13 protein-coding genes are annotated in these 13,168 nt (G+C 59.6%); 4 read left to right on the plus strand and 9 right to left on the minus strand.

The window, feature by feature from the left end:
* The first annotated feature begins 12 nt into the window (after positions 1-12).
* A complete protein-coding gene (locus tag ACJJU9_RS23960) occupies positions 13-324 on the plus strand; it encodes a DUF2388 domain-containing protein (protein ID WP_407729691.1) in 312 nt (103 codons plus the stop codon).
* Positions 325-540: 216 nt separating this feature from the next.
* Entirely contained in the window at positions 541-1,683 is a 1,143-nt protein-coding gene (locus ACJJU9_RS23965; RefSeq protein ID WP_048366872.1) for a DegT/DnrJ/EryC1/StrS aminotransferase family protein, read from the plus strand.
* Positions 1,684-1,774: 91 nt separating this feature from the next.
* Here the strand turns inward: ACJJU9_RS23965 and gcvH are convergent, their stop codons facing one another.
* From gcvH to ACJJU9_RS24010, 9 genes are all read right to left on the minus strand, one after another.
* Entirely contained in the window at positions 1,775-2,158 is a 384-nt protein-coding gene (gene gcvH / locus ACJJU9_RS23970; RefSeq protein WP_407729692.1) for a glycine cleavage system protein GcvH, read from the minus strand.
* A 62-nt stretch (positions 2,159-2,220) separates the two neighbouring features.
* A complete protein-coding gene (gene gcvT, locus ACJJU9_RS23975; RefSeq protein ID WP_048388843.1) occupies positions 2,221-3,303 on the minus strand; it encodes a glycine cleavage system aminomethyltransferase GcvT in 1,083 nt (360 codons plus the stop codon).
* Between the two features lie 156 nt (positions 3,304-3,459).
* A complete protein-coding gene (locus ACJJU9_RS23980; protein WP_323370165.1) occupies positions 3,460-5,076 on the minus strand; it encodes an iron ABC transporter permease in 1,617 nt (538 codons plus the stop codon).
* Positions 5,077-5,222: 146 nt separating this feature from the next.
* Complete coding sequence (locus ACJJU9_RS23985; RefSeq protein ID WP_153336495.1) at positions 5,223-6,224, minus strand: extracellular solute-binding protein; 1,002 nt, start codon at positions 6,222-6,224, stop codon at positions 5,223-5,225.
* 365 nt (positions 6,225-6,589) lie between these two features.
* On the minus strand, positions 6,590-7,714 hold the full coding sequence (locus ACJJU9_RS23990) for an IS481 family transposase (protein WP_407729199.1): 1,125 nt from the start codon (positions 7,712-7,714) through the stop codon (positions 6,590-6,592).
* Positions 7,715-8,083: 369 nt separating this feature from the next.
* Positions 8,084-9,304, minus strand: coding sequence for a 2-octaprenyl-3-methyl-6-methoxy-1,4-benzoquinol hydroxylase (locus tag ACJJU9_RS23995; RefSeq protein WP_407731029.1), 1,221 nt, complete (start codon positions 9,302-9,304; stop codon positions 8,084-8,086).
* A gap of 86 nt (positions 9,305-9,390) precedes the next feature.
* On the minus strand, positions 9,391-10,578 hold the full coding sequence (ubiH, locus tag ACJJU9_RS24000) for a 2-octaprenyl-6-methoxyphenyl hydroxylase (protein ID WP_407729693.1): 1,188 nt from the start codon (positions 10,576-10,578) through the stop codon (positions 9,391-9,393).
* Positions 10,575-11,909: a Xaa-Pro aminopeptidase gene (gene pepP / locus ACJJU9_RS24005; RefSeq protein WP_407729694.1), complete on the minus strand. Its 1,335-nt coding sequence runs from the start codon at positions 11,907-11,909 to the stop codon at positions 10,575-10,577. The genes ubiH and pepP overlap by 4 nt, the downstream gene beginning before the upstream one ends.
* Before the next feature lie 29 nt (positions 11,910-11,938).
* Positions 11,939-12,502: a YecA family protein gene (locus tag ACJJU9_RS24010; RefSeq protein WP_407729695.1), complete on the minus strand. Its 564-nt coding sequence runs from the start codon at positions 12,500-12,502 to the stop codon at positions 11,939-11,941.
* A gap of 134 nt (positions 12,503-12,636) precedes the next feature.
* On the opposite strand from ACJJU9_RS24010, the gene ACJJU9_RS24015 reads away from it, so the two are divergent.
* Together ACJJU9_RS24015 and ACJJU9_RS24020 are read left to right on the plus strand one after the other, a co-directional pair.
* A complete protein-coding gene (locus tag ACJJU9_RS24015) occupies positions 12,637-12,846 on the plus strand; it encodes a TIGR02449 family protein (RefSeq protein ID WP_048366881.1) in 210 nt (69 codons plus the stop codon).
* Positions 12,843-13,160 carry a cell division protein ZapA gene (locus ACJJU9_RS24020; protein ID WP_048366882.1) on the plus strand — a complete coding sequence of 106 codons (318 nt, stop codon included), beginning with the start codon at positions 12,843-12,845 and terminating at the stop codon, positions 13,158-13,160. Before ACJJU9_RS24015 ends, ACJJU9_RS24020 begins: the two co-directional genes overlap by 4 nt.
* Positions 13,161-13,168: the final 8 nt, after the last annotated feature.

Raw genomic sequence — 13,168 nt, forward strand, 5'->3', positions numbered from 1 at the left:
GGAGTACCTCTCATGCGCCTCAAATATGCTGTCGCTGCCGCTGCACTGTTGTCCTTTCCTGTTTCAGCCATGGCCGACGGCTTTTGGCGTGACGTCTTGTCTTCGGGGGCGACGACCGGTTCGACGTACCTGACCTTCAAAAAAGACCGCAAAGTGATTGCCGCTCAAGACGACGCAGGCAGCTTTGTCGCCAGCAACGGCGAAATCCGTGGGCCTTATCTGGAGTCGGCGATGCAGCAAGTGCGCTCTGACAACCCGAACATGAAAGTCAGCGACATGGATCTGGCTAACGCGATTCTGGTCAAGAACGCCACATCAGAGTAACCCCTGAACCTGTAGCAGTTGCCGAGCCTGCGAGGCTACGTGCGTTTAGGGTTTACGATCGCTGCGCAATCGGACGTAGCCTCGCAGGCTCGGCAACTGCTACGGGACCGTTAGACCTACACGCTCATTCAGCTTTCATACAGAATTTTCACCGGCTGTGAACAACGCGCTGGGTATGCTTTACTCACCCAAATTCACATCGGACGTCTAGCCTCTATGAGTTCCCTGCCTTTCCTGCCGTTTTCCAAACCCACCATTGATGAAGCCACTATTGCTGCCGTCGGCGACGTGTTGCGCTCGGGCTGGATCACCAGCGGGCCAAAGGTTCAGGCGTTCGAGGCGCAGTTGTCCGAGTACTTTGGCGGGCGCCCGGTGCGCACGTTCAACTCCGGCACGTGCACCATGGAAATCGCCCTGCGCATCGCCGGTATCGGTGCGGGCGACGAGGTGATCACCACGCCTATTTCGTGGGTAGCCACCGCTAACGTGATCATCGAAGTCGGCGCCACCCCGGTGTTTGCAGACATCGATCCGGTGACCCGCAACATCGACCTGGCCAAGGTTGAAGCGGCCATCACGCCACGCACCAAAGCCATTATTCCGGTGTACCTGTCGGGCTTGCCTGTCGACATGGATGCGCTCTACGCGCTGGCGAAAAAACACAACCTACGCGTTGTCGAAGACGCCGCTCAAGCCCTGGGTTCGAGCTGGCAGGGGCAGCGCATTGGCGCTCGCGGTGATTTCGTGTCGTTCAGCTTCCAGGCCAACAAGAACATCACCTCGTCCGAGGGCGGTTGCCTGGTTCTGAATAACGAGGAAGAAGCCCGTCTGGCCGAGAAGTACCGCCTGCAAGGCGTGACCCGCACCGGTTTCGACGGCCTGGATGTGGACGTGCTGGGTGGCAAGTTCAACATGACCGACATCGCTGCGGCGATCGGCCTGGGCCAATTTGCCCACATCGAAGCCATCACGGCGCATCGCCGTGAGCTGGCCAAGCATTACTTCGACTGCTTCGGCGCGGATTTTGAAGCCGAGTACGGCGCGCAACTGCCGGTGGCTGACTTCACCAACACCAACTGGCACCTGTTCCAACTGGTCTTGCCCGAGCGCAAAGACGGCCAGCCGGCACGTGCGACCTTTATGAAAGAAATGCAGGCGTTGGGCGTCGGCATCGGCTACCACTACCCGCCGATTCACTTGCTGAGCTTGTACCGCGAGCGCGGGTTCAAGGAAGGGATGTTGCCGGTGGCCGAACGTGTAGGACGTTTAATCGTGTCCCTGCCGATGTTTACCGCCATGACCAAGGCCGATGTCGAGCGTTCAGTAGCGGCGGTTAAAGCCGTACTCAAAGACGCTTAACACCTATAACTCTGTAGGAGCGAGCTCGCCTCGCGATCTTTTAAAAGATCAAAAGATCGCGAGGCGAGCTCGCTCCTACAGAGGGGGTGGTTTACTCGCCGATAGCGGCTTTGTAGCCAGCAGCATCCAGCAGTTTTTCCAGCTCAGCGGTGTCGGATGGCTTGAGCTTGAAGATCCAGTTGGCGTACGAATCGTCGTTCAGCCCTTCAGGGGCATCCGCCAGACCTTCATTGACTGCAATCACTTCGCCCGACACTGGCGAGTAAATGTCCGAAGCGGCTTTTACCGACTCAACCACGCCCGCTGTATCAGCTGCCTTGAACACTGTGCCCACTTCCGGCAGCTCAACAAACACCACATCCCCCAGCGCTTCTTGAGCGTGGTCGCTGATACCGACGGTAATCGAGCCATCAGCTTCCAGACGTGCCCACTCGTGACTTTCAGCAAAGCGCAGGTCCGCAGGGATATTGCTCATATTCAGTGTCCTCAAGAAGAAATGTCAGCGGCTCACACGGTAGGCAAGCCTGCCAGTAAACGTTAGATCAAGGCTTTGCCAAGACGTACAAAAGTCGGTTTAACCACGCGAACCGGGTACCACTTGCCACGAATTTCAACCTCGGCACGGTCGGCCGTTGCCATCGGAACTCGCGCCAATGCAATCGATTTGCTTAGCGTAGGAGAGAAGCTACCACTGGTGATCTCTCCTTCGCCAACATCTGCGATGCGAACGACCTGATGTGCACGTAGGACACCGCGCTCTTCCAGCACCAAACCCACCAGCTTGAGCCGTGAGCCGCTGGCCTTTTCTGCCTCCAGCGCTTCGCGCCCGATGAAGTTACGCGAGGCGGGTTCCCAGGCGACAGTCCACGCCATATTGGCTGAAAGGGGCGAGACAGACAGGTGAATATCCTGCCCATACAGGTTCATGCCAGCCTCAAGGCGCAAGGTATCGCGCGCGCCCAAGCCTATCGGAGAAATGCCGGCGCCGACCAGATCGTTAAAGAACGAGGGCGCTTGATCGGCCGGGAGCACAATTTCCAGGCCGTCTTCACCGGTATAGCCGGTGCGGGCGATAAACCAATCGCCGCTGACCTGCCCTTCAAAGGGCTTGAGCTGCTGAATAAGCTGGCTACGAGACTGGCTCACCAGCTCGGCCACTTTGTGCCGGGCCTGTGGGCCTTGAATGGCCAGCAGCGCCAACTCGGGGCGCTCATGCAACTGCACGGCGTAGCCGCCCAGGTGGCTGTTCATCCAGGCCAGGTCCTGATCGCGGGTGGCGGCGTTAACGATAAGCCGATAACCCGTTGGCATCAGGTAGACGATCATGTCGTCCACCACCCCGCCGTTTTCGTTGAGCATGGCGCTATACAGTGCGCGGCCGGGTGTGTTCAGACGTTCGACATCGTTTGCCAACAAATGCTGTAGCCATTCCTTGGCCTGATCCCCGGTGACGTCAATCACGGTCATATGCGAGACATCAAAAACCCCACAGTCGCGGCGCACCTCATGGTGTTCCTCAACTTGCGAGCCGTAATGCAAGGGCATATCCCAACCGCCAAAATCGACCATTTTCGCGCCTAAGGCGAGATGCAGGTCATACAGAGGCGTACGCTGTCCCATGGGTTTCTCCTTCCGGGCTTGGCGAAGGTGCGGACAGGCTTGTAGAACGTTTGAGGCTGTTGAAACAGGCCTTTGCGCGTTTAACAAACGACCTGGCCTGACAGACAGACCGCACCGAATGCCGCGCATTGTAGCCGTATGCAGGAGGACTGGCACCTAACCGTTGTGATAGGCCGAGCGGCGAATCAGGCCGATCACCGGTAGCAAACCCACCAGCACCAAGGTCAATGCTGGCAGGGACGCCCGCGCCCACTCGCCCTCACTGGTCATCTCAAAGATCCGTACCGCCAGCGTGTCCCAGCCGAATGGGCGCATCAGCAAGGTGGCAGGCATCTCTTTGAGTACATCGACAAACACCAGCAGCGCTGCGCTCAGAGTGCCCGGCAGGAGTAACGGCAGATACACTTTGAAAAACAGTCGCGGGCCACTCACACCCAGGCTGCGGGCCGCCTCGGGCAAAGACGGTCGAATCCGCGCCAGGCTGTTTTCCAGCGGGCCATAGGCTACCGCGATAAAGCGCACCAGATACGCCAGCAGCAACGCCGACAAGCTGCCCAGCAACAGCGGCTTGCCCGCCCCGCCTAACCAGCCCGACACCGGCACCACCAGCTCGCGGTCCAGGTAGCTGAAGGCCAACATGATCGACACCGCCAACACCGAGCCCGGCAAGGCATACCCGAGATTGGCCAGACTGACCCCGGCGCGAATCGCCGGGGTCGGCGCCTGACGCCGGGCAAACGCCAGCACCAGCGCCACGCAGACGGTAATCAGCGCGGCCATGCTGCCCAGATACAGGGTGTGCAGGATCAGCCCGGTGTAGCGTTCATCCAGATCAAAACGTCCGCGCTGCCAGAACCACACCACCAATTGCAGCAGCGGGATGACGAAGGCGCAGGCAAACACCAACAGGCACCAGCCGCTGGCCAGCCAGGCTTTAGGGCCGCGCAAGTGATACAAGGCCTTGACCCGTGGCCGTTCGTTGCTGGCCCGGCTGGCACCCCGCGCCCGGCGTTCACCGTAAAGCACGACCATCACCACCAGCAGCAACAGGCTGGCCAATTGGGCGGCGGTCGACAGGCTAAAAAAGCCGTACCAGGTTTTGTAGATCGCGGTGGTAAAGGTGTCGAAGTTGAACACCGAGACGGCGCCAAAATCGGCCAGGGTTTCCATCAACGCCAACGCCACACCGGCGCCAATGGCCGGGCGCGCCATGGGCAAGGCGACCCGCCAAAACGCCTGCCACGGGCTTTGCCCCAGAATGCGGGCGGCTTCCATCAGGCCTTTGCCCTGGGCCAAAAAGGCGGTGCGCGCCAGCAGGTACACGTAGGGGTAGAACACCAGAATCAACACGATGATCACGCCGCCGGTGGAGCGCACCCGAGGCAGCCTCAGGCCCATGCCAAACCATTCTCGCAACAGGGTTTGCACCGGCCCGGCGAAGTCCAGCAGACCAACAAAGACAAACGCCAGTACATAGGCCGGAATCGCAAACGGCAGCATCAGCGCCCAGTCCAGCCAGCGCCTGCCGGGGAACTCGCAGAGGCTGGTCAGCCACGCCAGGCTGACGCCGAGCAAGGTCACCCCAATGCCTACGCCAACAATCAGCGTCAGCGTGTTGCCCAGCAGGCGCGGCATCTGTGTGTCCCACAAATGGCTCCAGATCTGGCCGTCAATGTTTTGCCAGGACAACAGCAAAACGCTCAGCGGCAGCAACACCAGAGCGGCAATGGCAAAGACCAGCGGATACCAGCGACGTTGGGCAGGATGGGCCACGAAAAACTCTCGGAAGGGTGTGGAAGTATCAGAAAACAATGTGGGAGCGGGCTTGCTCGCGATGCAGGCACCTCGGTCTCATCAGAAACCACGGTGATGCTATCGCGAGCAAGCCCGCTCCCACAGGTTTATGCGCTAAAACTAACTCAATTCCAGCCAGCGCGGTCCATCATGCGGATCGCTTCAGCCTGGCGCTTGCCCGCGACTTCAACCGGCAGTTCGTCAGCCTTGAACTTGCCCCAACTGGCCACTTCGGCCGAGGGCTCAACGCTCGGGTTGGCCGGGAATTCCTGGTTGGTGTCGGCAAAAATCGTTTGGGCTTCAGGGGTGGTCATCCACTCCACCAGCGCTTTGGCGGCTTCAGGGTGCGGCGCGTACTTGGTCAGGCCAATACCCGACAGGTTGACGTGAACCCCGCGGTCGGCCTGGTTCGGCCAGAACAGTTTTACCGCCAGGTCAGGCTTTTGCTTGTGCAGGCGGCCGTAGTAGTAGGTGTTGACGATGCCGACGTCGCATTGCCCGGCGTTGATCGCTTCCAGCACCGCGATGTCATCGGAGAACACGTCGGTGGACAGGTTGTTGACCCAGCCCTTGAGGATCTCTTCGGTTTTTTGCGGGCCATTCACTTCGATCATGGTCGCGGTCAGTGACTGGTTGTAGACCTTCTTCGCGGTGCGCAGGCACAGGCGCCCTTCCCACTTCTTGTCTGCCAGCGCTTCGTAGGTCGACAGCTCTTCTGGCTTGACCCGGTCGGAGGCGTAAGCGATGGTCCGCGCGCGCAGGCTCAAGCCCGTCCACTCGTGGCTCGAGGAGCGGTATTGAGGCGGGATGTTTTTATCGATGATCTCGGACTTGATCGGCTGCAAGATGCCCATTTGCTCGGCTTGCCACAGGTTACCGGCGTCTACGGTGAGCAACAGGTCAGCCGTGGCGTTTTGGCCTTCAGCCTTGATGCGCTGCATGAGCGGCGCTTCTTTGTCGGTAATGAACTTGACCTTGACCCCGGTTTTCGCGGTGTAGGCGTCAAATACCGGCTTGATCAGCTCGTCGATGCGCGAGGAATAAACCACCACTTCATCGGCAGCAAAAACGCTGCTCCCGAACACGGTAAGGGCCAGGGCAGTCAGTAGACGCTTGGGTGCCAGCATGGAGGGCGGTCTCTCTAATGCGAATCGGGCGTAAATGGTAGTGAATCACATTTGCCAGCTCAACCGAACTCGCCCCCGAGGAGTTACCAGATGTTACAGATAAGCAAAATCCCCCTGTAGGAGGGGCCGCCCCGTCTTCGACGCCGCGCTGTCGCGCAGCAAACAGGCCGCCGAGTATCTTCAGCATCCCCCAATCGGTTCCCTCTCCTTCGGGAGAGGCGTGGTGAGGGGGCTCTTGACTTGAGTACATATCCGTTGCTGCGGCAACGGCCACTTAGGGTTCCGGCCTTACGCCGCGTCACTTTGCAAAAGCGTGTAGAGACCGGACACATGGTTGACACATGTGCGGGGACATAGTGGACACATTATGAACCGTAGTCCGGTTTGTTCACGTCGATAGTTCGCAAAAAGTGATGGCAGAAGTAGACGTCAAACAGTTGATCGCTTTCTGGGTTTGGGCGTATAGCAATATGCTGCCCAACCAAACCCTTGGCGATGCTGAAATAACGTTTCTGGAAGCGAAACCGACTGTGGTAAACCTTGGCCAATACGTCATCCGATCCGTATTCAAACTCCGATAGCTGCTGCGGATATGCCCAGGGACTAGACCGGTACCGGTCCATTGGCACCTGGTAGTCCAACCCTTGATGGGGGCGCTGTAGGTTGTAAATTTCACGCCACCGGTCGAAAGCCGTTTGAGCGTCAGTCAACGTAGAAAAATGCCGACCATTGAGCACTTCGGCTTTCAGTGAACGATGGAAACGCTCAATTTTCCCATTGGTTTGCGGGTGATAAGGGCGGCTGAAACTTATCCGGATGCCTAGGCGGATTAGCCAGATACTCAACTCCGTGATCTCGCCGGGATTACGCGGTGAGCCCCAAGGCGGGCCATTATCGACGTTGATGCGGGCTGGCAAGCCGTAAGTTCGGAAAACCTCGATCATCTTCTTCTGCACCGTGTCCCCACGCTCGTTATCACAAGCTTGTATAGCCAAGTTGAATCGGGAATGGTCGTCCAGCAGCGTTAGGGGATGGCATCGGCCTTGTTGCATCGCAAAGTGTCCTTTGAAATCCATCTGCCAAAGGTCGTTAGGCGCAGCATGTTCAAACCTCAGCTTGGCCGGTGGCCCCTTGTCAGAAGGCTGAATCAGGCCGTGCCGATGCAGAATGTTAGTGACGGTGCTGGGGGCGATACGATTTTTCAACAGGCTGCTGATTGTGCGTCCGCCCCATGCAGGGTTGTCTTGTCTAATCGCCAAGACCTCAGACTCCAAACCGGCCTGAGTCAGTTTCGGACTCATATTAGGCCTGCGGGACTTCTCCTCTAAGCCCGGTTTACCTTGGGCTTTGTAGCGTTCTAGCCACTTATAAGCTGTTTGCGGGCTGATACCGAATCGTCGGCACAGCTCGCGTTTATTGCTGCCGGGTTGCCGTGCTAAAGCAACGAACTCTTCTTTCAGGCTCATGGCGTCTCTCGTATTCCAAGGCATGATGGTTCTCCGGCGAAATTAGCTCACCGAAAAGTGTCCACCATGTCCCCGTACACCCGTCAACCATGTGTCCGGTCTCTACAAAAAGCGGCAAAGTAACCAAAACGCTTTTGCCCCTACCCCTCGGTGCCTCGCTTTGGCTCGGCATGCCCTCACCACAGGCCTTGCTCCGTAGGCCCGCCGCGATCGGCCATCCATGGCCGTGTCGCGGCTAACCCGGCGTCCTGCCGGGTTACCCACTGCGCAAAACCTGCGTTCGGCCAGCGTGGTTTAATGGGGCCTTTTAGATCAAGATCAAAAGCAAGATCTAGATCAAAAGATCGCGAGCAAGCTCGCTCCTACAGGGTCCGCGTTCGCGCAAAGGGTTATTTACAACGATTTGGCCAGCGGCGGCAGGTCGCCGGTGAGGCCCAGCGCCTGGCGCACGAACAGGGCTTTGGCTTCGGGCATTTGGTTGACCCATTTCAAGCCGGTGTTGCGCACCAGCCGTGCCGTCAGCGAGTCCGACTGGAACAAGCGTTCAAAGCCTTCCATGGCCGCCATCAGCGCCAGGTTGTGGGGCATGCGACGCCGCTCGTAGCGGCTCAGTACCCGCACATCGGCCAGGCGCTCACCACGGTCCGCCGCGTGCAGCAACACATCGGCCAGCACGGCGGCATCCAGAAAGCCCAAATTCACGCCCTGCCCGGCCAGCGGGTGAATGGTGTGCGCCGCATCACCGATCAGGGCCAGGCCTTCGGCTACGTAGCGTTTGGCATGGCGTTGGCGCAGCGGCACGCACACTCGCGGGTCGGCACTGAGCACCGTGCCCAAGCGGCCTTCAAAGGCAAATTCCAGTTCGCGGCAAAACCCCTCGTCGTCCAGCGCCATCAACGCCTGCGCTTGTTCAGGGGTGGTCGACCAGACGATTGAACACCAGTCTTGCTGCCCTTCGCGCTCCAGCGGCAAAAACGCCAGCGGGCCATGGTCGGTGAAGCGCTGCCAGGCGGTCTGCTGATGCGCCTGGGCGCAACGCACGCTGGTGACGATGGCGTGATGCTGGTAATCCCACTCGCGGGTCTCACAGCCGGTCAGACGCCGCACAGCCGAGTTGGCGCCATCGGCGGCGATCACCAGCGGCGCGCGCAAGGTGCGGCCATCGGCCAGGGTCAGCAGCCAGTCATCAGCCGAACGGCGCATTTGTTCAAGGCGTGCATTGGCCAGCATCTGGATGCCGGAGTCTTGCAGACGCTCCAGCAACGCGTCCTGCACCACACGGTTTTCAACGATATGGCCCAGCACGTCGGCGTGCACACTGGCCGCCGAAAAGTGGATGTGCCCGGTGCCGCTGCCGTCCCACACGTGCATGTGCGAGTACGGGCTGGTGCGCCGTGCGCGAATACCGTCCCAGGCGCCAAGGCGTTGCAGGATGCGCTGGCTGGCGGCCGACAAGGCGCTGACCCGGGGTTCAAAGGTGTCTTGAGCGGTGAAGGGTTTGACGCTGAGCGGGCTGCCGTCGAGCAGCACCACGTTCAGCCCGCTGTCTTTGAGCGCCAGCGCCAAAGCGCTTCCGACCATTCCGGCCCCGACAATCAGCACATCTGCGCGCATTTCCATGCTTTAAGCCTGTCTCGCTAGCGGCTTGCGCCGCATCTAAAAAGGGTCGACACGGGGCACAGTAAACGCCCCGGCCGCTATCAGCTGTCTGCCCGCGTGCCCAGGCCCATGGCCTGACGGGCAAACCAGCGCTTGGCAGGCGGCAGTACATCGAGGCCCAGCAACCCCAGATTGCGGCCAAACGAAATCAGCGTCTGGTCACTGCCAAAAAGCCGCGTCACTTGATCGGAGAAGCCAATGGTCAACTGCTGGTCCAGTTGCTGGCGCTGTTGATAACTCAGCAAGGTGGCCAGCTCGCCGGGCTTTTGCTCGCTGGTCAGCAAGGCATCAGCCAACGCCTGGGCGTCACGCAACGACAGGTTGAAGCCCTGACCGGCAATCGGGTGCAGGCTGTGCGCCGCGTTGCCCAACACCACCAGGTGCGGGCGTACCTGCTCTTCGGCCTCAACCAGCACCAGCGGGTACAAGTGGCGGGCGCCGACTTGTTCAAGGGTGCCCAGGCGATAGCCAAAAACGGCCTGCAACTCCCTGAGGAAACTGCGCTCATCAAGTGCCGCCAGACGCTGAGCGTCCATGCCCAGGCGGGTCCAGACCAGCGCGCAGCGGTTGTCTGGCAACGGCAGCAAGGCCATCGGCCCTTCGTCGGTAAAACGCTCAAACGCCATGCCGTCATGGGGCTGGCTGGTGGTGATGTTGGCGATGAGCGCGCTCTGGTCATAAGGCCGTTTGCGCACATGAATGCCCAACTGCTCACGCAGGCCGGAACGCCCGCCATCGGCCAGTACCGCCAAGTCGCAATCGAGGGTGGTTTCGTCATTGAGGGTCAGGCGATAGCCATCCTCAAGCGGCTGCATGTGGATAACTTCAGCCGGGCATCGCCAACTGATGACGTCCGGGTCCAGACTTTTCCACAGGCATTGGCCGAGCCAGGCGTTTTCGACCACGTACCCGAGTGCGGGCACGCCTTCATCGCTGGCCGACAAGCGCGCGGTAGAGAAACGCCCGCGATCGGACACGTGAATGTCTTTGATCGGCTCGCCCCGCTCAACAATCGATTCCCACACGCCCAAGCGCTCATAAATAAGCCGGGCGCCATAGCTCAGCGCCGATGAACGGGCGTCGTAGCTCGGCTGGTAGGTGTTGCCGGGGGCGAAGGGTTCGATCAGCACGATCTTCCAGCCGCGCGCCTTGGCACCCGCTTGCAACGCCAGGGCCAGGCTGGCGCCGACCAAGCCGCCGCCAATAATTGCCAGATGGACGCGACTCATGCCGCGTTCGCTCGTGCGGCCGCCATCAAGGCTTCAATCTCGGCGACGGTTTTGGGCACGTCAGCGGTCAGGATTTCACAGCCATTTTTGGTGACCACAACGTCATCCTCGATGCGCACGCCAATCCCGCGCCATTTTTTGGCGACGTGCAGGTTGTTCGGGCTGATGTAGATGCCGGGTTCAACGGTCAGGGTCATGCCGGGTTCCAGCACGCGCCACTCACCGCCCACTTTGTATTCGCCAACGTCATGCACATCGAGCCCCAGCCAGTGGCCAGCCCGGTGCATGTAAAACGCTTTGTAGGCTTCGCTGGCAATCAGCTCGTCAACGTCGCCTTGCAACAGGCCCAGTTCAACCAGCCCGGCGGTGATCACCTGAACGGTTATTTCGTGGGCCTGGTTCCAGTGTTTGTTCGGCGCGATTTCGCTGAACGCAGCTTCTTGCGCGGCCAGCACCAGCTCATAGATGGCTTTTTGCTCGGGGGAGAAATGACCGCTCACGGGGAACGTACGGCTGATGTCACTGGCGTAGCAGTCGATCTCGCAGCCCGCATCGATCAGCACCAGGTCGCCATCCTTGAGCAGGGCGTCGTTTTCCTGGTAGTGCAGGATGCAGCTGTTATCACCCGACGCGACGATCGAGCCATAAGCCGGCATTTTCGCGCCACTTTTACGAAATTCGTAATCCAGTTCGGCCTCCAGGCTGTATTCGTGCAGCCCGGCGCGGCTGGCCTGCATCGCACGGATGTGCGCGCGGGCCGATATTTGCGCCGCGTGGCGCATGACCTTGATCTCTGCCGCCGATTTATACAGGCGCATGTCATGCAGCAGATGATCCAGCGCAACGAATTCGTTGGGCGGCTGGGCGCCGAGGCTGGCCTTGGAGCGAATGGTGTTGATCCACTCCATGAGGTGGCGGTCGAACTCGGGGTTGCTGCCCATCGCCGAATACACCCGGTCGCGGCCTTCAATCAGCCCCGGCAAAATGTCGTCAATGTCGGTGATCGGGAAGGCATCGTCTGCGCCATAGTCACGCATGGCGCCTTCTTGCCCGGCGCGCAAACCGTCCCACAATTCGCGTTCAGCATTGCGTTCGCGGCAAAAAAGCACGTACTCACCGTGGGCACGACCAGGGATCAGGACGATCACCGCCTGCGGCTCGGGGAAACCGCTCAGGTACTGGAAGTTGCTGTCCTGGCGGTACACATATTCAACGTCGCGATTGCGCACCGCCACTGCGGCAGCGGGCAGGATCGCAATGCTGTTGGGCTCCATCTGCGCCATGAGCGCCTTGCGGCGGCGGGTGTATTCCGATTTCGGGATATGGATCATGGGCAGACGGATTCCTTCTTGAAGATCAATCAGTGCAGCGAAGGTTTCGCAGCAGCAGCCTCTTCAGGCTTTTTGGTCTCGGTGAACAGCAGCAACGGCGCGACGCGCAGGTATTCCATGACTTCCATGTAGTCGCTTTCGCCGTCTTCCGACTCTTCCAGGGCGTCTTGCACCTGGGCAATGGCGGCCAGATCCTGCAGCACTTCCTTGGCTTCATCACTCAAGGCATTTTCACGGTAGTTCAGGCCAAAACCGGCCAGGAAACCCTGGCACCATTCGCCCAGCGCAGCCGCGCGCTCGGCCAGTGGCACGTCATCGGACGGCAACAGCAGCACGACGGTGATGTCGTCACCGGTCAGTTCGCCCTTGACCATCTCTTGCAAACCGATCAAGGCATTGCGTACGTTGTCACTGATTTCATGTTCGCTTTGGAACAGTTCGGTCGCGTCAGCCAGCCAGCCGTCGTGATCGAAGCCGGCGCCAGCCGCGCTGCGACCCAGCAACAGGCCGTGCAGTTCTGCAGGCGAAACAGTGTGGCCGCTGGTAGACAGCAGGTTGGCAAAGGCGTGATACGGGGAGTTCTGAATAGGCATGGTCAGCTAGGCGCCAAGCGGCGCTATGTCTAGAATGGAGGCCTTGTATCCTAGCATCGGCAGACGGGCTAGACCATCGAGGCGTCAACTGGCTTGGCAGTCCCCCTCCATCAGAAAATACACAGTAGGACACAATGGAAGACAGCGACCTGCATGCACTGATGGCTAGACTCGAGTTGCTGATTACACGAGTCGAGCAACTTAAACGCCAAAACGGACTCTTAGTAGCTCAGGAAAAGACTTGGCGCGAAGAACGCGCGCACCTCATTGAAAAAAACGAAATCGCCCGGAACAAGGTGGAATCGATGATTTCGCGTCTCAAAGCCCTGGAGCAAGACTCATGAGTACAAGCAGTAGCGTCACCGTACACATCCTCGATAAAGAGTATTCGATCATGTGCCCCCAGGAAGAGCGCGCCAATCTGGTGAGTGCTGCACGTTACCTGGACGGCAAAATGCGCGAAATCCGCAGCAGCGGCAAAGTCATCGGGGCTGACCGTATCGCCGTGATGGCCGCACTGAACATCACCCACGACCTGCTGCACAAGCAGGAAACACCCGAAGTACAGACCAGCAGCGCAACGCGTGAACACGTCCGCGACCTGCTCGATCGCGTCGATCTGGTGTTGGCCACTGATCCGAACGAACGTCAGAGCTGATTCAAAAC

It is taken from the genome of Pseudomonas helleri (assembly GCF_045830615.1).
GTDB classification, from domain to species: Bacteria; Pseudomonadota; Gammaproteobacteria; order Pseudomonadales; family Pseudomonadaceae; genus Aquipseudomonas; species Aquipseudomonas helleri.

Bases quoted from the DNA above. Each gene is read 5' to 3' on its own strand.
- ACJJU9_RS23990 (WP_407729199.1), bottom strand. From the start codon at position 7,714: ATGCCTTGGAATACGAGAGACGCCATGAGCCTGAAAGAAGAGTTCGTT.
- gcvT (WP_048388843.1), bottom strand. From the start codon at position 3,303: ATGGGACAGCGTACGCCTCTGTATGACCTGCATCTCGCCTTAGGCGCG.
- ubiH (WP_407729693.1), bottom strand. From the start codon at position 10,578: ATGAGTCGCGTCCATCTGGCAATTATTGGCGGCGGCTTGGTCGGCGCC.
- ACJJU9_RS24010 (WP_407729695.1), bottom strand. From the start codon at position 12,502: ATGCCTATTCAGAACTCCCCGTATCACGCCTTTGCCAACCTGCTGTCT.
- ACJJU9_RS23985 (WP_153336495.1), bottom strand. From the start codon at position 6,224: ATGCTGGCACCCAAGCGTCTACTGACTGCCCTGGCCCTTACCGTGTTC.
- ACJJU9_RS23960 (WP_407729691.1), top strand. From the start codon at position 13: ATGCGCCTCAAATATGCTGTCGCTGCCGCTGCACTGTTGTCCTTTCCT.
- ACJJU9_RS23965 (WP_048366872.1), top strand. From the start codon at position 541: ATGAGTTCCCTGCCTTTCCTGCCGTTTTCCAAACCCACCATTGATGAA.
- ACJJU9_RS24020 (WP_048366882.1), top strand. From the start codon at position 12,843: ATGAGTACAAGCAGTAGCGTCACCGTACACATCCTCGATAAAGAGTAT.
- ACJJU9_RS24015 (WP_048366881.1), top strand. From the start codon at position 12,637: ATGGAAGACAGCGACCTGCATGCACTGATGGCTAGACTCGAGTTGCTG.
- ACJJU9_RS23995 (WP_407731029.1), bottom strand. From the start codon at position 9,304: ATGCGCGCAGATGTGCTGATTGTCGGGGCCGGAATGGTCGGAAGCGCT.
- gcvH (WP_407729692.1), bottom strand. From the start codon at position 2,158: ATGAGCAATATCCCTGCGGACCTGCGCTTTGCTGAAAGTCACGAGTGG.
- pepP (WP_407729694.1), bottom strand. From the start codon at position 11,909: ATGATCCATATCCCGAAATCGGAATACACCCGCCGCCGCAAGGCGCTC.